At 66.4% G+C, this 19,105-nt stretch carries 19 protein-coding genes; 14 read left to right on the top strand and 5 right to left on the bottom strand.

The genetic code is table 11. From position 1 onward, the window contains the following. Positions 1-72 precede the first annotated feature (72 nt). From ndk to ACXMDY_RS13470, 5 genes are all read left to right on the top strand, one after another. Entirely contained in the window at positions 73-531 is a 459-nt protein-coding gene (ndk, locus tag ACXMDY_RS13490; protein ID WP_259701810.1) for a nucleoside-diphosphate kinase, read from the top strand. A 226-nt stretch (positions 532-757) separates the two neighbouring features. After that, a complete protein-coding gene (locus ACXMDY_RS13485) occupies positions 758-1,828 on the top strand; it encodes a FecR family protein (protein ID WP_259701809.1) in 1,071 nt (356 codons plus the stop codon). 438 nt (positions 1,829-2,266) lie between these two features. Beyond that, entirely contained in the window at positions 2,267-3,091 is an 825-nt protein-coding gene (locus tag ACXMDY_RS13480; protein WP_259701808.1) for a hypothetical protein, read from the top strand. 22 nt (positions 3,092-3,113) lie between these two features. Beyond that, a complete protein-coding gene (locus tag ACXMDY_RS13475; protein ID WP_457767650.1) occupies positions 3,114-3,800 on the top strand; it encodes an iron dicitrate transport regulator FecR in 687 nt (228 codons plus the stop codon). Between the two features lie 13 nt (positions 3,801-3,813). Then, positions 3,814-5,712 carry an adenylate/guanylate cyclase domain-containing protein gene (locus ACXMDY_RS13470; RefSeq protein WP_259701806.1) on the top strand — a complete coding sequence of 633 codons (1,899 nt, stop codon included), beginning with the start codon at positions 3,814-3,816 and terminating at the stop codon, positions 5,710-5,712. Here the strand turns inward: ACXMDY_RS13470 and ACXMDY_RS13465 are convergent. Further along, a complete protein-coding gene (locus ACXMDY_RS13465) occupies positions 5,664-6,875 on the bottom strand; it encodes an FAD-dependent oxidoreductase (protein ID WP_259701805.1) in 1,212 nt (403 codons plus the stop codon). The two genes, ACXMDY_RS13470 and ACXMDY_RS13465, sit on opposite strands and share 49 nt — an antisense overlap. Between ACXMDY_RS13465 and ACXMDY_RS13460 the strand changes: the two genes are divergently transcribed. From ACXMDY_RS13460 to ACXMDY_RS13440, 5 genes are all read left to right on the top strand, one after another. Then, complete coding sequence (locus ACXMDY_RS13460) at positions 6,874-7,311, top strand: PPC domain-containing DNA-binding protein (RefSeq protein ID WP_259701804.1); 438 nt, start codon at positions 6,874-6,876, stop codon at positions 7,309-7,311. The two genes, ACXMDY_RS13465 and ACXMDY_RS13460, sit on opposite strands and share 2 nt — an antisense overlap. Positions 7,312-7,363: 52 nt before the next feature. Further along, positions 7,364-8,845: an Asp-tRNA(Asn)/Glu-tRNA(Gln) amidotransferase subunit GatB gene (gene gatB / locus ACXMDY_RS13455; RefSeq protein ID WP_259701803.1), complete on the top strand. Its 1,482-nt coding sequence runs from the start codon at positions 7,364-7,366 to the stop codon at positions 8,843-8,845. 15 nt (positions 8,846-8,860) lie between these two features. Next, complete coding sequence (locus ACXMDY_RS13450) at positions 8,861-9,271, top strand: nucleotidyltransferase domain-containing protein (RefSeq protein WP_259701802.1); 411 nt, start codon at positions 8,861-8,863, stop codon at positions 9,269-9,271. Then, positions 9,261-9,749 carry a ribonuclease toxin HepT-like protein gene (locus ACXMDY_RS13445; RefSeq protein ID WP_259701801.1) on the top strand — a complete coding sequence of 163 codons (489 nt, stop codon included), beginning with the start codon at positions 9,261-9,263 and terminating at the stop codon, positions 9,747-9,749. Before ACXMDY_RS13450 ends, ACXMDY_RS13445 begins: the two co-directional genes overlap by 11 nt. Before the next feature lie 106 nt (positions 9,750-9,855). After that, complete coding sequence (locus ACXMDY_RS13440; RefSeq protein ID WP_457767649.1) at positions 9,856-11,448, top strand: choice-of-anchor tandem repeat GloVer-containing protein; 1,593 nt, start codon at positions 9,856-9,858, stop codon at positions 11,446-11,448. A gap of 34 nt (positions 11,449-11,482) precedes the next feature. Here the strand turns inward: ACXMDY_RS13440 and coaE are convergent, their stop codons facing one another. Beyond that, on the bottom strand, positions 11,483-12,115 hold the full coding sequence (gene coaE / locus ACXMDY_RS13435) for a dephospho-CoA kinase (protein WP_259701799.1): 633 nt from the start codon (positions 12,113-12,115) through the stop codon (positions 11,483-11,485). Positions 12,116-12,171: 56 nt separating this feature from the next. On the opposite strand from coaE, the gene argJ reads away from it, so the two are divergent. The 4 genes from argJ (at position 12,172) to ACXMDY_RS13415 (ending at position 16,020) form a co-directional block, all read left to right on the top strand. Then, positions 12,172-13,407 (top strand): bifunctional glutamate N-acetyltransferase/amino-acid acetyltransferase ArgJ, encoded by a 1,236-nt coding sequence (gene argJ, locus ACXMDY_RS13430; RefSeq protein WP_399243925.1) that lies wholly within the window; start codon positions 12,172-12,174, stop codon positions 13,405-13,407. A 63-nt stretch (positions 13,408-13,470) separates the two neighbouring features. Continuing rightward, positions 13,471-13,980 (top strand): hypothetical protein, encoded by a 510-nt coding sequence (locus tag ACXMDY_RS13425; RefSeq protein ID WP_259701797.1) that lies wholly within the window; start codon positions 13,471-13,473, stop codon positions 13,978-13,980. 34 nt (positions 13,981-14,014) lie between these two features. Then, a complete protein-coding gene (locus ACXMDY_RS13420; protein WP_259701796.1) occupies positions 14,015-14,347 on the top strand; it encodes a hypothetical protein in 333 nt (110 codons plus the stop codon). Next, positions 14,347-16,020 (top strand): ABC1 kinase family protein, encoded by a 1,674-nt coding sequence (locus tag ACXMDY_RS13415; RefSeq protein ID WP_259701795.1) that lies wholly within the window; start codon positions 14,347-14,349, stop codon positions 16,018-16,020. Before ACXMDY_RS13420 ends, ACXMDY_RS13415 begins: the two co-directional genes overlap by 1 nt. A gap of 38 nt (positions 16,021-16,058) precedes the next feature. Here ACXMDY_RS13415 and ACXMDY_RS13410 read toward each other — a convergent pair whose 3' ends face one another. The 3 genes from ACXMDY_RS13410 to ACXMDY_RS13400 form a co-directional block, all read right to left on the bottom strand. Further along, positions 16,059-17,000, bottom strand: a complete 942-nt coding sequence (locus ACXMDY_RS13410) for a hypothetical protein (protein WP_457767648.1) — start codon at positions 16,998-17,000, stop codon at positions 16,059-16,061. Between the two features lie 349 nt (positions 17,001-17,349). Further along, positions 17,350-18,360, bottom strand: coding sequence for a helix-turn-helix domain-containing protein (locus ACXMDY_RS13405; RefSeq protein WP_259701793.1), 1,011 nt, complete (start codon positions 18,358-18,360; stop codon positions 17,350-17,352). After that, positions 18,357-18,881 carry a type IV pilin-like G/H family protein gene (locus ACXMDY_RS13400; protein ID WP_457767647.1) on the bottom strand — a complete coding sequence of 175 codons (525 nt, stop codon included), beginning with the start codon at positions 18,879-18,881 and terminating at the stop codon, positions 18,357-18,359. The genes ACXMDY_RS13405 and ACXMDY_RS13400 overlap by 4 nt, the downstream gene beginning before the upstream one ends. Positions 18,882-19,105: the final 224 nt, after the last annotated feature.

Raw genomic sequence — 19,105 nt, 5'->3', positions numbered from 1 at the left:
GTCAGCTCAGGGCTTGCTTGCCAAGCGGCAGGCCCAGCGCAGACGATGGCTACATCTTTGTCTGATGGTTCCATGGCCACCGAACGCACGTTTCTCGCGATCAAGCCCGATGGGGTGCAGCGCGGGCTGGTGGGCGAGATCCTCGGCCGCTTCGAGCGCAAGGGCTTCAAGCTGGTGGGCCTCAAGCAACTGGTGCCCAGCCGGGAGCTGGCTGAAAGCCACTACGGCGTGCACCGCGAGCGGCCCTTCTTTGCCGGCCTGGTGGAGTTCATCACCAGCGGTCCGGTGGTGGCGATGGTGTGGGAAGGCGATGGCGTGATCGCCAGTGCCCGCAAGCTGATCGGCGCCACCAAGCCCCTGGAGGCTGAGCCCGGCACGATCCGCGGCGATCTGGCGGTGAACATCGGCCGCAATGTGATCCACGGCTCCGACGCTCCGGAAACCGCCGTCTTCGAGATCGGCCTCTGGTTCAGCCCCTCCGAACTGAGCGACTGGACCCCGGCCGATCAGGTGTGGCGCCTGGAGCCCTGAACCATCCGATGCTGAAGCTGGGACGGTGTGGTTGCCGATCACAGCCATTCCCAGACAATCTGAACAACTCCTTTCCTGCCAGGTGCAGCAAGACAGCCTTTCGGCCCATCCGCTCAAGCACTGGAGGACAGCAATGGCTTCTCGGTGCGCCTGGCTGCGACAGGTTCGTGGAGTTGCTCTGCTGGCTGCGGCCCTGCTGACTGCTCTCAGCAGTCATGCCTCAGCTGTGAGGGCTTCGGAGACGGCCAGGGTGGTGGAGATTCTTGATGGCAGGGAGCTGTTCATCGATGCCCGCCAGGCCGAGATCAATCAAACGGCCCTGTCGCCCCAGCAACTCAACACAAGGAACAGTCGCGCTCACCTCACCTTCCGATCGGGTGCGACGGCCCGTCTGAATCGATTCACCCAGTTGCGGCTCGGCAGGAGCTGTTTCCTGCTCACCAAGGGTCAGGTACTGGTCTCCGGCAAACAGAGTGGCTGCACAAAATCACTGCGGCTGAGTTCACGCGGCACCACTTTCATCATCTCCGTGAATGCCGATGGCAGCACCGATGTGATGGTGCTGGAGGGGGTAGTGGAAGCCGAGCACCTCCAGAACGCGGCGCCATTCGAGCAGCCATCGAACAACCTCTCGGTCTTGCTCAGTGAACTGCTGTTAGAAATCAATCAACGGCGCCTGCAACTCGGCAAAGCAGCGTTCCCATCCGTTCCCGCCGCTGTTCAGGCTGCGATCGAGCCCTACGGCCTTCTGCTGATCAATGCGATGAAACGAACCGGTGGCTGCTTCCACGGTGGCAGCAATGGGGTCGCTTCACCCTTTGATTTCGTCAAACTTCCCAGGGGCTGGTCCGTCGTCGGTGAAGTGCTGGGGTGTCCGGCAGTACCAGGAGTCTGGGACCCGGCAATCGTGGCGCGGATGCTGCAGGAGTCCCCCAGCCACAAGCGGATTGTCTATGACTCCCGGAAGGCCACCGCCATCGGCTGTGTCTGGTCAACAGCCCAGAGCAAGCACGACACCGAGGCGATGGTCTGCCTGACGGTGAGACATGAAGGCCAGGCTGCTGTGGCTGCCGCACCACTGATCATCAACGCCGGCCGACGGTTCAGATTCTCGGACACCGGGTCGTTTCTCTCGTCCGCCGAACTGGGGGCAGGCGACTACACCACCATTCTGGGAGGACCTTTCTTTCTGGGCTTTGTCTCGACCCTGCTGGAGCAGGATGCCCTCGATCGCCAGCTGCGCGACCAGCTCAGGACAGCCACTCCAGCAGGATCCCCAGCGGATCAGAAAAAGTGATTCTGACCAACCCGATGGAACGGGCCGCAACGGCAGCAAGGATCACCTTTGGGAGATCCAGTAAGCTCTGCCGGATCAATTCCCCCGGCTGCCCCCTTGCCGCTGCTTCGGCCCCTGGCGATGCTGGCCCGCCCCTCAACCATCCTGCCTGTGCTGGCACTGCCTGTGCTGGCTCTGCCTGTTCTGGCTGGATTGCTGGCCATGGCACCTTCAGCCCGGGCTGCAGAAGCAGCCACGGTCAAGGTCATCCTCGATGGCAACGAGCTGTTCATCGATGCCCGCCAGGCCAGGGTGAATCAAACCGCTCTCACCCCGCAGGAGATCACCACCCAGAACAGCCGCGGCCAGCTGCTGTTCAGGTCCGGAGCCGCCGCCCGCATCAACCGGTTCACCCAGTTACGCCTTGGCAAGAGCTGTTTCCTGCTCGCCAAGGGTCAGGTGCTGGTCTCCGGCAAGCAGAGTGGCTGCACAAAATCACTGAGATTAAGCTCGCGCGGCACGAATTACATCGTCCTCGCCAATGAGGATGGCAGCACCGATGTGATCGTTCTGGAAGGCACCGTGGTCGCTGATTCCAACACCGATGCTCTTCAGCCAGCCGAACAATCGCAACTGCTCACCAAGCTTCTCGAACAACTCAACAATCAGCGCCAGCAACTCGGCACTCCAGGCTTTCAAGCGTTGCCGGAGGCTGTTCAGGAGGAAATCAACAGCTATGGGAACTCCCTGATCAAGGCCATGAAAGACAATGGCGGTTGTTTCCACGGCGGCAAGGCTGGAGTGGGCTCACCCTTTGCGGCCATCAAGCTTCCTGCCGGCTGGTCTGTGCTCGGTGAGGTGCTGGGCTGCCCGGCCCAAGGCGGGCTCTACACGCCGGAATCACTGGCAAAGCTCTGGTGGGGATCACCCATCCACCAGCGGATTGTCTTCACGTCCCAGAACGCCACGTCAATCGGTTGTGTCTGGTCGCAACCCAAAACCAACACTGAAAAAGAGGTGATCGTCTGCCTGACCCTGAAGAACGACCAGACAGCCGCAGTTGTGCCTCCGTCGGTTGAGATCAAGGCCGGTTACCGATTCAGATTTTCTGCGGATGGCAAGGTTCTCTCCAGCGTCAAGCTCGGCCCTGACGACTACAAAGCCATTCTGAATGGTCCGCTGTTTGTCGGATTCACCACCACGATGCCCGAATTCGAGGCGCTGTATCGTTACATCACCGAGACGTTCCAAGGTGTTTCATTGCCTGGGCCAGCGGAATCCTGAACGCATCGGGCTGCTGTTGATCGTGGCCGCCTCACTCCACCTGGGGGCACCGGTCTGCGCGGCCACCCCAGCTGAAACGGCCACGGTGAAGGAGATCCTGGATGGCAATGAGCTGTTCATCGATGCCCGCCAGGCCAGGCTGAACCAGCAGGCCGTCAGCCCGCAGGAGATCAGCACGGAGAACAGCCGCGGCCAGCTCAGCTTCGCCTCCGGCGCGGCCGGGCGGCTCAATCGCTACTCCCAGCTGCGGCTCGGCAGCGGTTGCTTCCTGCTCCGCAAGGGTGAAGTGCTCGTCTCAGGCAGGCAGAGCGGCTGCACCCGCTCCTCGCGGCTGAGCGTGCGGGGCACGAACTATGTGCTGCGGGTGGATGACGAGGGTGGCTCGGAGCTGACCGTCCTGGAGGGTTCCGTGGAGGTGGAACCCCTGACCGAGGGGGGTGAACCATCCGGCCAACCCAGCACCACCGTCAACGGCGGTGAACGGTTGCGTCTTTCCGCTGCAGGCGTGGTGCTCACCCTGCTCAAGCTCAGCAGCGGCGATTACTCCGCCATCCTGGAGGGTCCGCTCTTCCTTGGCTTCACGGCGCCCCTGCCCGCGATCGGCAGTTTGGAGAGCTATCTGCGCTCCAGGCTGCCGGGGGTTTCGCTGCCCTCCCTTCCCGGTGGATCACCGCTGATCCCTCTCCTGAACCTGCCGCGCTTCTTCTGATGGGGGCTGATCTGTGCTGATCGAGCGCTCCCGCCTCACGGCCCTGGCCTCAGCCGCGGTGGTGATCGCCGTCGGTGTGCTGAGCGGCTGGCCGCCGACGCGTTGGCAGGAATGGGAGCGTGGCCTGGAAGATCAGCTCGTGGTGTTGCGGGGCCCCAGGCCTGCACCCCGCCAGGTGGTGCTGGTGGCCATCGATGACGCCACGCTTCAGCAGGGAAGCTGGTTCGCCGATCAGAAGCCCGAGCTGATTCCGGCCTGGGCCCGTGGAATCGACACCCTGCCCTGGCCCCGCGCCGCCTACGGGTTGCTGGCTGCCCGGCTGCGGGAGGCCGGCGCGGCCGTGGTGGCGATCAACGTCACCTTCGCGGGCCAGAGCCGCCAGGGACCCGCCGATGACGCCGCCCTGGCGAAAAGCCTCGAACCCCTGCGGGGCCATGTGGCCCTGGCGGCGGAGATGCTCGAGCCCCAGGACGGCGAAGTCGGCAGCGGCCTCACCTTGATCCGTCCGGATCCGTTCATCCCCGCCCTGGGCGGTGACGGGCCGCTGGGTCTCACCAATACCCTGCCCAGGGAAGCCGGCCAGCCGGCCCGTCACCCCGATGCCTATGGCCGCGGCCTCCTGCCCGCCAACGGCGTGGAGCCCTTCCCCTCCCTGGCTGGCACGGCCCTGCGGTTGCTGGGACGCCCCAGCCGCCAGAACGACCCCGCCATGGCCCTGAACTTCTATGGGCCGGAAGGCAGTTTCCAGAGGATCTCCGCCTGGGAGGTGCTCGATCCGGCTCGCTGGCAGCGCCATTCCAGCCGGGGAATGCTGAAGGATGCTTTGGTGCTGGTGGGGCCTGTGGTGTCCCAGGGCGAGGCGGGCAATCCAACCCCCTTCGGCCGGATCTCGGGCCTGGAGATGCTGGCCACCGCCACCGCCAATTCCCTCCAGGGAGATGGCCTGGGTCCCTGGCCGGCAGCGGCACCGGCCAGGGGCCTGCTGGCGATGGCACCGTTGCTGCTGGTGGCGGCTCTTGGGCTGCGGCGGTCGGGCCTGCCGTGGCGGCTGGGGCTGGTGATCAGCGTGCTGGTCCTTCAACTGGTGGCGGGCTTCGTGGTGCTGCGCCAGCTGGATCGCTGGCTGCCGCTGCTCGCCCCGGCCAGCGGCCTGGTGCTGCTGGGCCTGCTTTACGGCGGCGACGCCTACCTGCGGGAGGAGAAGGAGAAGAGGAGGCTGCGACGCACTTTCGAGCGCTATGTGGCCCCCAGCGTGGTGGCCGAGATCCTCTCGGATCCCGATGCGGCCGAGGGCATCCTGCGGGGAAAACTGCTGCCCGTCACCGTGCTGTTCAGCGACCTGAAGGGTTTCACCCAGCTCACCCAGAAACGCAGCGCCGAAGGCCAGATTGAATTGCATGTGCGCCAGTTGAACGACTATCTCGGTGGCATGGTCGAGGTGATCAGCGCCCACGGCGGCACCGTCGACAAGTTCATCGGCGATGCCGTGATGGCCGTGTTCGGTTCACCGATCGGGCGTGGGCCCCGGCAGGAGGCCCTGGCGGCGCTGCGCTGCGCCGAAGCGATGCGGACCCGGCTGGAGGAGCTCAACGCCCAGTGGCTGGCCGAGGGCATCGAGCCATTCAGCAGTGGCATCGGCCTGGCCAGCGGCTCGGTGATCGTCGGCCAGATCGGCAGCCCCCGCCGCCTTGATTTCACCGTGATCGGCGACAAGGTGAACCTGGCCAGCCGGCTGGAGGGGCTCACGCGGCTGCTGGATGTGCCGATCGTGATCGATGCCGGCACGGCGGAGCTGGTGGAGCAGGAGCTGCCGGTCCGTGCGCTCGAACCTCAGCAGGTGAAAGGCATGGGCATGATCCCGGTTTACACCGTGGCTGACGCCGAGCCGAGCCCCGTTGCCCTCCCCAGCTGATCGCCGGGCGCCGGGCGGCCAAAGCGTCTGGCATCGAACGGGGCGAGCAGCGCCGCATCGCCGGAAGCGCCCGGCTCGATCAGGTTCGCGATCAGGCTGGCGCTGATCGCGGCGAGCAGCACCCCGTTGCGGTAGTGACCCGTGGCCAGCCAGAGGCCGGCGATCTCTGCTGGGCCGAGCAGGGGCAGGCCATCGGGGGTGCCGGGCCGGAATCCCCACCAACGCTCCATCGGCGGCCAGTGGGCCGCCTCCGGCAGGAGGCTGACAAGGCCTTGCTCCAGCTGGCTCTGGCCCTGGGGCGTCAGCCCGGCCGCAAAGCCGGCGTCCGGCTCACTGGTGGCGCCCACCACGAGCAGACCGTCTTCGCGCGGCACCAGGTAAGTGCCAGGCCCGAACAGCACCCGTTTCAGCGCCTGGCGGGGTGCCTGCAGCGAGAGCATCTGACCCTTGATCGGCTGGACGGGCAGGCCCGGCAGCAACCGGGCACTCCAGGCGCCGCAGGCCAGCACGGCCCGGCGGCACGGCAGGGTCACCACCTCACCCTCCGTCCGGCGCAGGCGGATCGCTTCGAGCCGCCCGGCCGGCGCCAGCAGTTCCAGCACCTCGCTGCCCTCCTGAAACCCCACGCCCAGGGCGACGCAGGCCGTTTCAAGGGCGCGCATCAACTGGCGGCGGTTGTCGATCTGGCCGTCCTGATCAAACAGCAGACCGGCCTGCCAGGCCGCACCGATGCCGCCGATCTCGTGCCGCAGATCGGCGGCATCGAGGGCCAGGCCGAAGCGGGCGGTGGGGTAGGCGTCCCGCTCAGCGGCGGAGCGGAAGGGAACCACGATGCCGCAGGGGCGAAAGCCGCAGGACAGGCCGCTGTCGGCCTCGATCTGGGCCACCCAGCCGGGAATCGAGCCGAGGCTGCGTTGGCCCAGATCCAGCAGCGGGCCACTCAGCCCTTCGGCATGGGGAGCCAGCATGCCCGCCGCCACGAACCCGGCCGCCTCACTGCGCCGCCGACTCAGCACCAGCACCGACTGGCCACGGCGGGCCAGCTGATGGGCGATCGCCAGCCCGATCAGACCGCCGCCGAGGATCAGCACGGCAGCCGCACCTGAATCGAACGACTCTGCCGAGAATGGGGCGGTCAGGGAATCGGCTGCAAGGGCATCCATGATTTCAAGCTATCCAACAGCTCAGCCCGGGGAGATCAGGCTGCTCAACCTGCGGCTGAGCCCGGGTTGCGACCTGCGCGGTGCCCTCGAGACCCTGGTGGCCGAGCGACAGATCGACGCCGCCTGGGTGGCCTCAGCGATCGGCAGCCTCGATCAGCTCAGCCTGCGGCCGGCGGGAGCCAGCCAGGCGCTGCTGTTGCCGGGGCCCTGGGAGCTGCTCAGCCTGCAGGGAAGCCTTGGACCCGACGGGGTGCATCTCCACCTCAGCGCCGCCGATGCCCGAGGCCACTGCCGGGGCGGCCACCTGCTCGCCGGCAACGGCATCCGCACCACCGCCGAGATCGCCCTGCTGCTGCCGGTGGGGGTGCGGTTCAGGCGGGTGCTCGATCCCCGCAGCGGCTGCCGCGAGCTCTGCTTCGAGGCCCCGGCACCGTGAGCCGGGCGGCTGCATAGGATCGATTTCCAGCACGTGCAAGCAGGCAGAAGGAATGGCGGCGGTGAACGGACAAGGGGCCTGGGAGGCGGTGATCGGCCTGGAAACCCATGTGCAGCTGGGCACCGCCAGCAAGATCTTCACCGCCGCCTCCACCAACTTCGGCGACGACCCCAACACCCACATCGATCCGGTGGTGCTGGGCCTGCCCGGCACCCTGCCGGTGCTCAACGAGAAGGTGCTGGAGTATGCGGTGAAGGCGGCCCTGGCGCTCAACCTGCAGGTGGCTGAGCACAGCAAGTTCGACCGCAAGCAGTATTTCTATCCCGACCTGCCCAAGAACTACCAGATCTCCCAGTTCGACCAGCCGATCGCCGAGAACGGCTGGATCGAAGTGGAGGTGGCTGAGAAGGGCAAGGACACCTACCTCAAGACGATCGGCATCGAGCGGCTGCACATGGAAGAAGACGCCGGCAAGCTGGTGCACGCCGGCAGCGATCGCCTGGCGGGCAGCACCCACTCCCTGGTGGATTACAACCGCGCCGGAGTGGCCCTGGCCGAGATCGTCAGCAAGCCGGATCTTCGCACTGGCCGGGAAGCGGCCGAATACGCCTCCGAAATTCGTCGCATCATGCGCTACCTCGGCGTGAGCGACGGCAACATGCAGGAAGGCTCCCTGCGCTGCGACGTCAACATCTCCGTGCGGCGAGGGCCCGATGAACCCTTCGGGGTGAAGGTGGAAATCAAGAACATGAACTCCTTCTCGGCGATCCAGAAGGCGATCGATTTCGAGATTGCCCGTCAGATCAAGGCCTACGAGGCGGGCGAGCCGGTGGTGCAGGAAACCCGCCTGTGGGACGAGGGCAAGCAGTTCACCAAGAGCATGCGCAGCAAGGAAGGGGCCAGCGACTACCGCTACTTCCCCGACCCCGACCTGGGACCGATTGAGGTGAGTGTGGAGCGACGCGAGGCCTGGCGCGCCGAGCTGCCCGAGTTGCCGGCCGCCAAACGGCACCGCTACGCCGATCTGCTGGGCCTCTCGATCTACGACGCCCGGGTGCTCACCGATGAGCGGGCCATGGCCGAGTATTTCGAAGCGGCGGTGGCGGCCGGCGGCGACCCAAAGACAGTGGCCAACTGGGTGACGGGCGAGATCGCCGCCCATGTGAATGCCAACAGGCTTTCGATCGCCGATCTGCCGCTGCGCCCCGCTGATCTCGCCGAACTGGTGAACCTGATCGAGGACGGCACGATCAGCGGCAAGATCGCCAAGGAGATCCTGCCCGAGCTGCTGGAGCAGGGCGGTTCAGCCAAGGCGATCGTGGCCGATCGCGGCCTGGGCATGATCAGCGACCCGGCGGCAATCACCGCAATCGTGGATGAATTGCTGGCCGCCCATCCCGCCGAAGTGGAGGCGTTCCGGGGCGGTAAGACCAAGCTGCAGGGCTTCTTCGTGGGCCAGCTGATGAAGCAGACCGGTGGCCGCGCCGATCCGAAGCTGGCCAACGCGATCCTGGTGGCGAAGCTCAAGGGCTGAAGGCAGACTCATCCCATGACGCTCCACGCCGAGACCTACTGGCTGCAGCGCTTCGCGGCCGATCGCCAGGTGCTGGAGCAGCGGCGCCAGGCAGGCCTCAGCCAGGCTGAGCGCTCCGCGCAGGTTTTTCGTGAGCACTGGCCCCAGCTCAGCGGGCTCTGGGTGCATGGGTCCTTGTTGGGCTCTGGATTCAAGGAGCATTCCGATCTCGATCTGCTCGTGCAGGGTCTGCCCGCTGATCAGCTGCTGAAGGCCATCGCTCTGGCCGAGGCGGCCGGGCCGCTGCCGGTTGATCTCAAGCGCCTGGAAGACCTTTCTCCTGAGCTCGCCGAGCGGTTGCTGCGCCACGGCAGGGCTTTGACGGCAGGAGCACGGGTTGCCCAAGGTCCCCTTGAATCGGGTTGCTACGGCAGCGATGCAACCTGAGGATCTGCGCGAGCTCCGCGACGACCTGAGCCGCGAGCGTCAGCGGCTGGAGAACCTGGTGGCGTCCCTGGCCCGCAGCCTGCCTCGACTGGGGGAGGGCCCTGACCCCGTGGAGGCGGCAGCGTTGCGGCTTCACAGCTTTTACACCGGGATCGAGCGCGTGTTGCTTCTGGTGAGCCGGACACTCAATGGCGGCACGCCGCGCCAGGGGGAGGGCTGGCATCGGCGGCTGCTGGAGCGGATGGCGATGGCCACCGATCAGCGTCCGGCGGTGCTTCGCGAAAGCACCCAAACGTCGCTGCAGGAGTATCTGCGCTTCCGGCATCTGGTGCGCAACCTCTACGCCGATGAGCTGCGCATGGAACCGATCGCCGCCCTGATCAAGGCACTTCCTGAGGTCTGGAGCAGGCTGGACACCGACCTGAAGACGTTCGAAGACTGGGCCTCGGCGTTGGCGGAGCGCACCTCAGCGGGCTGAAGAGCCGGAGCGCATCAACCCACCGGATTCGCCGTTGTGCAGGCGTGAATGGCCATGGGTGTACCCATTACCCACTACCAACCTTGGTCATACAGAGAGCCCTGGTTTGCCTTTTGGTGAACGCGAGGATGGCGAGCCAGCCCACCACGAACCAGAGCTTCAAGGCCTGCGCCTTGAAGCTCCAGCCGTTGGCGAAGGCACCGGCGATGAGCTGGATCTTGATTCATGCGCACCTCCGCCATGGCTCCGGCGCCGATCGGGAGCCCACGGAGGCAGGGGCGGCTGGAACTCAGGAATTGATGCTATCTTTCGAGGGATAAAAAGGACATTTAATATGAAAATCAGTAGTTTATGTGTTCAATACATAAGAAAGGGAGGTACCGAGCGTGACTGCGATGCTCTCTACTCTCTCACCCCTCGCCTGCTCAGCCTTCATCGCACCCTCCGGCACTTCATCTGCCCTGGAGCAGCTTCCCTTGTTCTGCTTAGCACAACTTTACCGGCTGTTGCAGCACCTGCGATTACGCAAGCGGCTCCCTTCACAGCAGCCGATGGCGCCAGACCGCAAGGAAGCCTGACGGCTGGTGCCGGCGGCCTCTTCTATGGCACAACCACACAGGGCGGACCTTCTAACAGGGGGTCGGTCTTCACATTTAATTCAAACACCAATCAGATCTCCGCATCCGCTTTCTTCACGCTAGCCGATGGCACCATTCCGTTAGGAAGCCTTACTGCTGGTGCGGGTGGCCTCTTCTATGGCACAACTGAACAGGGCGGGCCTTCGAACAGCGGGTCGGTCTTCACCTTTAATTCACTCACCAATCAGATCTCCGCATCCGCTTTCTTCACAGGAGTCAATGGCTCCCTTCCCCGAGGAAGCCTTACTGCTGGTGCTGGTGGCCTCTTCTATGGCACAACCGCGGGGGGCGGATCTGCCAACCTTGGGTCGGTCTTCACATTTGATTCAAACACCAATCAGATCTCAACAGCCGCTTCCTTCACAGTCGTAGCCAATGGCGTCTTTCCCCAAGGAAGCCTGACGGCTGGTGCCAATGGCCTCTTCTATGGCACAACTCCACAGGGCGGATCTTCCGGCTTTGGTTCGGTCTTCACCTTCAATTCAATCACCAACCAGATCTCAACAGCCGCTTCCTTTACAGGAGCCAATGGCGCCAATCCGAAAGGAAGCCTGACGGCTGGTGCCAATGGCCTCTTCTATGGCACAACTGAAACGGGCAGCGGACTTGCTGGCGCCGGGTCGGTCTTCACATTTGATTCACTCACCAATCAGATCTCCGCAGCCGCTTTCTTCACAGCAGCCGATGGCGCCAATCCGCAAGGAAACCTGACGGCTGGTGACGGTGGTCTCTTCTATGGCACAAATGTAAATGGCGGATCTTCTGGCAACGGGACGGTCTTTACCTTTAATTCAATCAACAATCAGATCTCCTCGCCCGTTTCTCTCACAGGAACCACCGGCGCCTTTCCGTTTGGAAGTCTGACCGCTGGAGCCAGTGGCCTCTTCTATGGCACAGCTCAGCGTGGCGGATCCGGCAATCTCAACAGAGGAACAGTGTTCACCTTCGATTCCGGTCAATCTGTGCCAGGCGTCCCGGGGCCACTCCCAATCCTTGGTGCTGGCATCGCCTTCGGCGCCAGCCGCAAACTGAGAAAGCGGATCAAGCTGGCCAAAACATAGAGATAGCGCAGCAGTTGGCTGTAACAAGCGCACCTCAGCGGGCTGAAGGGCCGGAGCGCAGGGCCTGCTCCAGCTGGGCCACCAGCGCCTCCTCGCTGCCCCGGTTATCGATCACAACATCGGATCGGGACCGCTTCTCGGCCATCGGCCACTGGGCCGCGAGGCGGGCCCCGGCCTCGGCGGCATTGAAGCCGTCGCGGCGGCGCAGCCGCTCCCGTTGCTGCTGGATGTCACAGTCCACCAGCCAGATCTCGCTGCAGAGCCCCTCCAGACCCGCCTCGAACAGCAGGGGGATCATCAACACCACGGCGGGAGTAGCCGCCAGCCGGTTCAGCTCCACAGCGAAGCGGCGCCGCACCAGCGGATGCACGAGGCCCTCCAGCCACTGCCTCTCGGCCGGATCGGCGAACACCAGGCGACCCAGCGCCGCCCGGTCGAGGCTGGCAGCAGCAGGCAGCGAGGCTGCCACCCTGGCGCCGTAGCGGGCCAGCACCGCTGCGGTGGCGGGGGTTCCCGGCGCCAGGGACTCGCGGGCATAGAAGTCGGCATCGAGAACGGGCAGGCCGAAACGCCCGGCCAGCAACCGCCCCACCGTGCTCTTGCCACTGGCGATCCCACCGGTGAGTCCGATGCGGCGTTGAGCGGAACGCGGGCTGGAGGCGGTCATGACCAGACCATCGGCGGAGGCGCACCGGCAGGATGCCACCAGCAGTGCCTGGCCCGATGAGCGCACCCACCCCCTGGCACCCGATCCCCGGTGGCCTCACCGCTCCCACCGGTTTCCTGGCCGCCGGGATCACCGCCGGCCTCAAAGCCTCCGGCAAGCCTGATCTCTCGCTGCTGCTGGCTCCGGCAGGGGCCGTCTGCGCTGGCAGCTTCACCACCAACCGCGTGCGGGCCGCCTGCGTGGATCTCTGCGCCGAACGCCTGGCGGCCAGCGGCGGCCGCGCCCGGGCGGTGCTCACCAATTCCGGCCAGGCCAATGCCTGCACGGGTGATCTGGGCCTGATCGACAGCCTGCGCGCCACCCAGGCCAGCGCCGATCTCCTGGGCCTGGCGGCGGGCGAGGTGCTGATCTGCTCCACCGGCGTGATCGGTGTGCCGATCCCGATGCAGATCCTGCTGGCGGGCCTCGATCCCCTGGTGGAGGCCCTGAGCCCCGAGGGGGGCGCCGCCGCCGCCACGGCCATCCTCACCACCGATCTGATCGACAAGCAGATCGCCCTGGAGGCCGACCTGGGCGGCCGGCGTGTGCGCCTCGGCGGCATGGCCAAGGGCTCCGGGATGATTCACCCCACCATGGCCACGATGCTGGGTTACCTCAGTTGCGATGCCGGTGTGCCGGCGGAGTTGTGGCAAGGGATGGTGCAGCGGGCGGTGGACCGTTCCTTCAATGCGATCACGGTCGACGGCGACACCAGCACCAACGACACGTTCCTGGCCTTTGCAGCCGGCGAGCCCTTGAGCCCGGAGCACTTCGACGCGCTGGAGGCTGGCCTGACGGCGGTGTCGCAGCACCTGGCCAGGGCGATTGCCCGCGACGGCGAGGGGGCCACCTGCCTGATCGAAGCGCGGGTGGAGGGGGCGACGGATGACGCCGGCGCCCGTGCCATCGCCCGCACCATCTGCGGGTCGTCGCTGGTGAAGTGCGCGGTCCACGGCCGTGACCCCAACTGGGGCCGGATCGTGGCCGCGGCGGGCCGCGCCGGCGTGGAGTTCGACCCCGAGGCGGTGGCCCTCTGGCTGGGGGAGCACCAGCTGATGGCCGCAGGTCAGCCCCTGCCCTTCGACCGCCCGGCCGCCTCCCGTTTCATGGCCGAGCGCGCCGCCGGCGCCTATCTCAGCGATGACACCGTGACCATCCGCCTGGTGGTGGGTGACGGCCCCGGCCAGGGTCTGGCCTGGGGTTGTGATCTCTCCGATCAGTACGTGCGCATCAACGCCGACTACACCACCTGAACGCCCCGCCACGCCGGTGGGCAGCTGAGGGGAGGATGGGGGCAGATCGCGCCCGTTGCCGCCATGCCCTCCGCCGGAGCCCAGCGCCCCCCGCGTCGCCGCCAACCAGCAGCTGAAGCTCCACTGCCGCCGCGGCGGCACTGGCTGGTTCCCCTGCTGGTCGGCCTCTGTTTCGGGCTTGGCTACGCGATCACCGATCGGCTGCTAAGCCGTGGTGGCGACGCGACGCAGCCGCTGGGACTGGACTTCGGGGTGAAGCCGTTCCCGGGCACCAGTCTGGAGAGCCTGCGGATGCGCTTCGGCACTGATCGCACCGAGATCCGGGGCGATCTCGATCGCCTCGAGTTCGAAGCCAACCAGAAGCAGGAGGAAGCGAAGCGGCGTCGCCAGGAGCTGGAGGACCGCCAGGCCGCAGAGGAGGCCGCCACCAGGCCGGCGGCAGCGGAAGATCCACCCTTCGAGCCGCTTCTCCCGCCGGAAGCCGCTCCAGCCGAACCCGGACCACCGGAGCCGCAGCCACCGGCGCAGGCCCCAGCTCCCCTGGCCCCACCGCCGCCCACGCCGTTGCCCTGATCTGCCACAGTTTGGCCAACCGGCAGGCCTGGAGATGAGTGCGCCCCAATCCTTGATTCAGGCGGCCCTGAACCGCTTTCAGGCGAGGCTTGGCAGCGGTCTGGCCGATTCCCTGGCCGGGCTGACCGTGCTGGCCCAGGAGGCGCCGGAGCGGCTCCGCAACGAATGGGAACTGTTCTGGCAGGAGGTGGAGCAGGAAGCGGAGCGTCTGGAAACCGACGCCGCATCCAGCGCCAGCTCCCCTGGGCCAGCCGGCCCAGGGGCCACCGGTTCCGCCACGGCCCGCCCCAGGCAGGCCCAGGAGCGGATCGATGCCCTGAGGGCCACGGTGGCGGCCCTTTCCCGCCGCCTCGAGGACCACGCCTGATGGGGCGACTCTGGGCGCAGTGGCAGGGGTTGAGGCGGTCGCTGCGGATCTGGAGAGCGGTGCTGCTGCTGGCCTTCGGTCTCTGGATCGACGGCCAGGCCTGGAGCTACCGCGGTGGGATCAACCCGGAGCACCGCAGCCTCCGGCAGCGGTTGCGGGCCCGCTGGCTCACCGCTGAACTGATCAGCCTGGGCTCGGCCTTCATCAAGCTGGGGCAGTTGCTCTCGGCCCGCCCCGATGTGCTGCCGGCCGGGTATGTGGAGGAGCTGGCCAGCCTTCAGGACAAGGTGCCGGCCTTTCCGTTCAGCGTCGTTGAAAACCTCCTGGAGGAGGAGCTCGGCGAGCGTTGCGCCGAGATCGTGGACCTCGAGGAGCGGCCGCTCGGTTCGGCCAGTCTCGCCCAGGTGCACCGCGCCAGCCTGCGCAGTGGCCGCCAGGTGGTCTTCAAGATCCAGCGGCCCGGCCTGGAGCGCCTGTTCCGCCTCGACCTGGAGGTGCTGCAGCAGGTGGCCGCCGTGCTGCAGCGCCACCCGCGCTGGGGCCAGGGCCGTGAATGGGTGCCGATCGCCCAGGAATGCCGGCGGGTGCTGCTGCGGGAACTTGATTTCCGCCTCGAAGCCGAGCATGCGGCTCGCTTCCGTCAGCAATTTCTCGAGGATGCCGGCATCCGGGTGCCGGCGGTGGTCTGGGAACTGAGCAGCCGGCGGGTGCTCTGCCTGGATTACCTGCCGGGCATCAAGATCACCGACCGCCCCGCCCTGGTGGCGGCCGGCATCGATCCAGCGGCGGTGGCCGAGAAAGGGGCGGCCAGTTATCTCCAGCAACTGGTGCGCTTCGGCTTCTTCCATGCCGATCCCCACCCCGGCAACCTGGCGGTGGCCGCCGATGGCGCCCTGATCTACTACGACTTCGGGATGATGGGGCAGATCTCCCAGCGCCTGCGCAGCCGCCTCGGTCGGATGGTGCGGGCGGCAGCGGCCCGGGACCCCGCCGCGCTGGTGCTGGAGCTGCAGGGGGCCGGTGTGATCGCCGCCGGCATCGACACCGGGCCGGTGCGCCGACTGGTGCGGGTGATGCTCAACGATGCCCTGACCCCACCGTTCTCCTCCAACGTGCTGGAGAAGCTCTCCGGCGACCTCTACGACCTGGTGTACGGCCAGCCGTTCCGCCTGCCCTCGGAGCTGATCTTCGTGATGCGGGCCCTCTCCACCTTCGAGGGTGTCGGCCGGGGCCTCGATCCCGGCTTTAGCCTGGTGGCGATTGCCCGCCCCTACCTGCTGCCCCTGATGACCGCCAGCGGTAACGGCCCCAACGACTTCATCAACGAACTCGGCCGCCAGGCCGCCGAGGTGGGCAGCCGCGCCCTGGGTTTGCCGAGGCGCCTGGAAGACAACCTGGCCAGGATCGAGCAGGGCGACCTGCAGGTGCAGATCCGGGCCGGAGAAACCGACCGCCTGCTGCGGCGGCTGGCCCTCGCCCAGCAATCCACCGGCCAGTCCTTCCTGCTGGGTGGTCTGGCGATCGCCGCCGCCCTGCTGGCCGCCAGCGGCCGACCCGCCCTCACGGCCGTGCCGCTGGTGCTGGGCCTGCCGGTGGGGTTCAGTTGGCTGAAGCTGCAGGGCAAGCTGCGCCGGGATGGCCGGATCGAAAAGCTGCCGGTGGCGGGCGGCTGACCGCAGATTCCGGCGGAAGCCCCCCAGCACCGGAGGGATCAGAAAAAGAACTTCACGCCAGCTTCGATTCCATTCTCATTGACGTTGAAGGCGTTTTCGGGGTTGGCACCATTGGTGCCGCCCAGGTGCAGATAGCGCCAGGACAGGTTGAGCTGGGCGGAGTTACCGATCGCGTAGCCGAGGCCCGCCTGGGCGTTCCAGGAGTAATCATCGGCATTGTTCAATCCGAAGCCACCGAAGTCGGCGCGGGCGAACAGTCTGAGACGGGGGGAGAGAAACACCATCGCCTGGGTGCCCAGCAGGGGCTGAACAACGGTGCTGTCGAAGGATTGCTGCCCACGCAGATTCAGGCCCTGCAGCGTCCGGGAACCCTCCAGATTCGGCCCTCGAAAGGTCAGGGTCCGGCCGGGGCCCTGAGCCTGCAGAGCCAGGTCGTACTGCATGTTGACGACCCTCATCCCGGCATAGGGGATGAGGGTGAAACTGCCCGGCCGTGCCACAGCTGCTTCACGGTCACCGAAGCGATAGCGCAGGGCCAGGTCGTAGATGCCCTGGATGTTGGCGATTCCAGCGTCCACGCTGCCCTGGCCATCGGGGGTGAGGCTGAGGCTGCGTTTGCCGAGGGGGCCTTCGATGGACCGCGTCCTGATCTCCTGGAGCTTGCCTTCCTGTCCCGCAACGGAGACGTAGCTGATGTCGGTGAGCAGGCCGAGGCGGCCATGCTCCACGCTGCCGCGGATGGTGGCCGCTCCCGTCAGGGGCCTGAGCACCTGGCCGAGGTCGAGGTCAAAGTCGGTGCTGAAGCCCCGCACTGTGGTGCTCCCGAACGTGCGCAGCGGCGCAAATCCATAGAGCTCCACGGTGGCGGCCCAGGGCGATGGCGACGCTTCCGTGCTGCTGGCCTCAGCAGGGGCAGGCTCAGCCGGTTCAGCGGCCCGCGCCGCAGTCGGATCGATGGCCAGACCCAGGAGACCGCCCAACAGGCCCGCACCGATCCCCAGGATCAGCAACGGAGAATGACCAACCGGAAGGGTGCGGAGACGCCTGGCCAACGAATTAAGGGCAAAGGAAGAAATTGACCTGTTTCCAGCAACCTTCGGAAACCTGGAAACAGATTCCCAGAGCATCTCACAAGGAACCAATCTCTGCAGAAAGCTGGAGCGGTGATCTCATCGGGTGTGACTCCGCAAAGCCGCAATTCCATGACGAAGCTGAGAGAAACCGGAGTCCAAGACGGAGTGGGATTGTCGGCCGAGGTGCCTTCAGCGGCGGAGGGAGGCCAATCGATAGCGAAGCGCTCCACCATGGATAGGTGGGGTGCCCGTCGGCTCAGTCGGCGCCGGTCCTTGAACGGCGCAGAAGCACCGAGGGGGCGATGCCGTAGCGGCGCAAGAAGCTGGCGGCGAAGGAGGACAGCTGCACGAAGCCATGGCGGCGGGCGATGGCGGCCACGGTTTCCCCGGGCTGGGCCCGCTGCAGATCACGCTGCACGGCATCCAGTCGCTGCCGCTTCACCCACTGCATGGGGCTGCAGCCAAGCCGTTGCTGGAACAGATACTGCAGATTGCGCCGGGAATAGGCACTGCGCCGACTGAGCTCGGTGGGGGTGATCGGGGTGTGCAGGTGAGCCTGGATCCACTCCAGGAGGTCGTCGAAGGGGTGATCCTGACGCGGGTCGGGCAGAGAACCACTGATTCCCCTGACCGCTTCCGGGCACACCAGCGCTGCCACCAGCCGATAGAGCAGATCCTCGAGCTGGGGGGCCGCGATTCCGCCCACCGAGCCCAGCAGCGGGGCGTCCACCATCCGCAGCGCCAGGTGCAGATGGCGGAGGAGATCGGCCTGCTGGTTCGCCTGGCTGCCATCGACCAGCAGGGGGCAATCGAAGCGGGGCCAATGGCGGCCGGGATCCCTGCCGGAGCCCGCGAAGCTGGAGGCCGTTGCGGCGAGCCTCCGGCGATCCAGGCAGATCATCACTTCCTCGAAGGTTCCGGTGCTGGCCGTGAAGGCGGCACCGGGCAGGTAGGCGGCCATCGCCCCCCCCTGCAGCCGCAGCGTCTGTCCATCCGTTCCCACCTGGGCCTCCCCCGCCAGCGGCAGGATCAGGGTGGCGAGGTCACCGTCATCGAAGCCGATCTCCAGGGGGGAGTGGCGGCTGCAGGACACGGCCACGTCGCCGACGTGGATCACGCCGCTGCGATGGAAGAAGCCGCCGCACTGGGGACCCTCCAGGAAGGCGTTGAGGGGGAAATTCCGGGCCACCCGACCGAGCAGGGCGTCGGGGTCGTTCACCTCCACCGCCCGCGACTCCAGCAGCGTCAGCGGAGGCGTGGCCGTCATTCGTTGACGACCGAGGCCCTCACCTCGATCGAGCCATCGCCGCACTGCACGATCCTGCCGCTGGGATTGGCCACCAGGGTTCCGAGCACAAGCTGAGGATCGGCGGGACGGATCTGGCCCGGTTGACTGTTCATGCAGAGGATCGTGGTGATTTTCGGGGTCTGGCTGGGGGTGAGGAAGGCGGCTCCTACATAGGCATTGAGAAGACTCACCTTCGCCCCCTGCGCTGGAATCACGTAGCTGTAGGCGGCCTCTGTGGTGGTGCGAACGGCGTAGTCGAAAGAGACCGGCAGGGTGATACCGAAATCTTGCTGGATGTTGGAGACTGTGGCCCGGAAGGCCCCGTTCTTCTGGTAATAGGTGCGCTGGCCTTCCATCATTTTGGCCACGGCTCTCAGCGCGGCCTTCTGATCAGGATTCGCCTGGGGCTGCGCCCCGGCAACGGGACAGATCGCCGCGAGGCCGAGGACCAGGCAGGCCAGCAGCACTGGGCCGGTGTGGCGGGGGCAGGACATGGGCATGGGTGGGAGTGGGGAGCGATGGACGCGGCAGGGTCGGGAACGCAGCCGTGGGACTCGATCTTCGGTGCCCTCAGGACTGTGTCCGATCTTCGGACGGACCAGCGTGCCACGTTCCTCGCCGTTCATGACAGGATCCGCGCCGCACTTTTGCGCCGAGGCGACAGACTTGCCGTCCTGCATTCAATGGCCGCCGGGCGCCCGATGGCGGCGCCGGCGCGCTGTGC

The sequence above is a fragment of the Cyanobium sp. ULC082 genome (genome assembly GCF_977927535.1).
This window is presented reverse-complemented; position numbering and strand designations above follow the sequence as displayed.

Bases quoted from the DNA above. Each gene is read 5' to 3' on its own strand.
- ACXMDY_RS13415 (WP_259701795.1), top strand. From the start codon at position 14,347: ATGGGGCGACTCTGGGCGCAGTGGCAGGGGTTGAGGCGGTCGCTGCGG.
- ACXMDY_RS13465 (WP_259701805.1), bottom strand. From the start codon at position 6,875: ATGGATGCCCTTGCAGCCGATTCCCTGACCGCCCCATTCTCGGCAGAG.
- ACXMDY_RS13445 (WP_259701801.1), top strand. From the start codon at position 9,261: ATGCAACCTGAGGATCTGCGCGAGCTCCGCGACGACCTGAGCCGCGAG.
- ACXMDY_RS13420 (WP_259701796.1), top strand. From the start codon at position 14,015: ATGAGTGCGCCCCAATCCTTGATTCAGGCGGCCCTGAACCGCTTTCAG.
- ACXMDY_RS13400 (WP_457767647.1), bottom strand. From the start codon at position 18,881: ATGCCCATGTCCTGCCCCCGCCACACCGGCCCAGTGCTGCTGGCCTGC.
- coaE (WP_259701799.1), bottom strand. From the start codon at position 12,115: ATGACCGCCTCCAGCCCGCGTTCCGCTCAACGCCGCATCGGACTCACC.
- ACXMDY_RS13405 (WP_259701793.1), bottom strand. From the start codon at position 18,360: ATGACGGCCACGCCTCCGCTGACGCTGCTGGAGTCGCGGGCGGTGGAG.
- ACXMDY_RS13460 (WP_259701804.1), top strand. From the start codon at position 6,874: ATGATTTCAAGCTATCCAACAGCTCAGCCCGGGGAGATCAGGCTGCTC.
- argJ (WP_399243925.1), top strand. From the start codon at position 12,172: ATGAGCGCACCCACCCCCTGGCACCCGATCCCCGGTGGCCTCACCGCT.
- ACXMDY_RS13425 (WP_259701797.1), top strand. From the start codon at position 13,471: ATGCCCTCCGCCGGAGCCCAGCGCCCCCCGCGTCGCCGCCAACCAGCA.
- ndk (WP_259701810.1), top strand. From the start codon at position 73: ATGGCCACCGAACGCACGTTTCTCGCGATCAAGCCCGATGGGGTGCAG.
- gatB (WP_259701803.1), top strand. From the start codon at position 7,364: ATGGCGGCGGTGAACGGACAAGGGGCCTGGGAGGCGGTGATCGGCCTG.
- ACXMDY_RS13450 (WP_259701802.1), top strand. From the start codon at position 8,861: ATGACGCTCCACGCCGAGACCTACTGGCTGCAGCGCTTCGCGGCCGAT.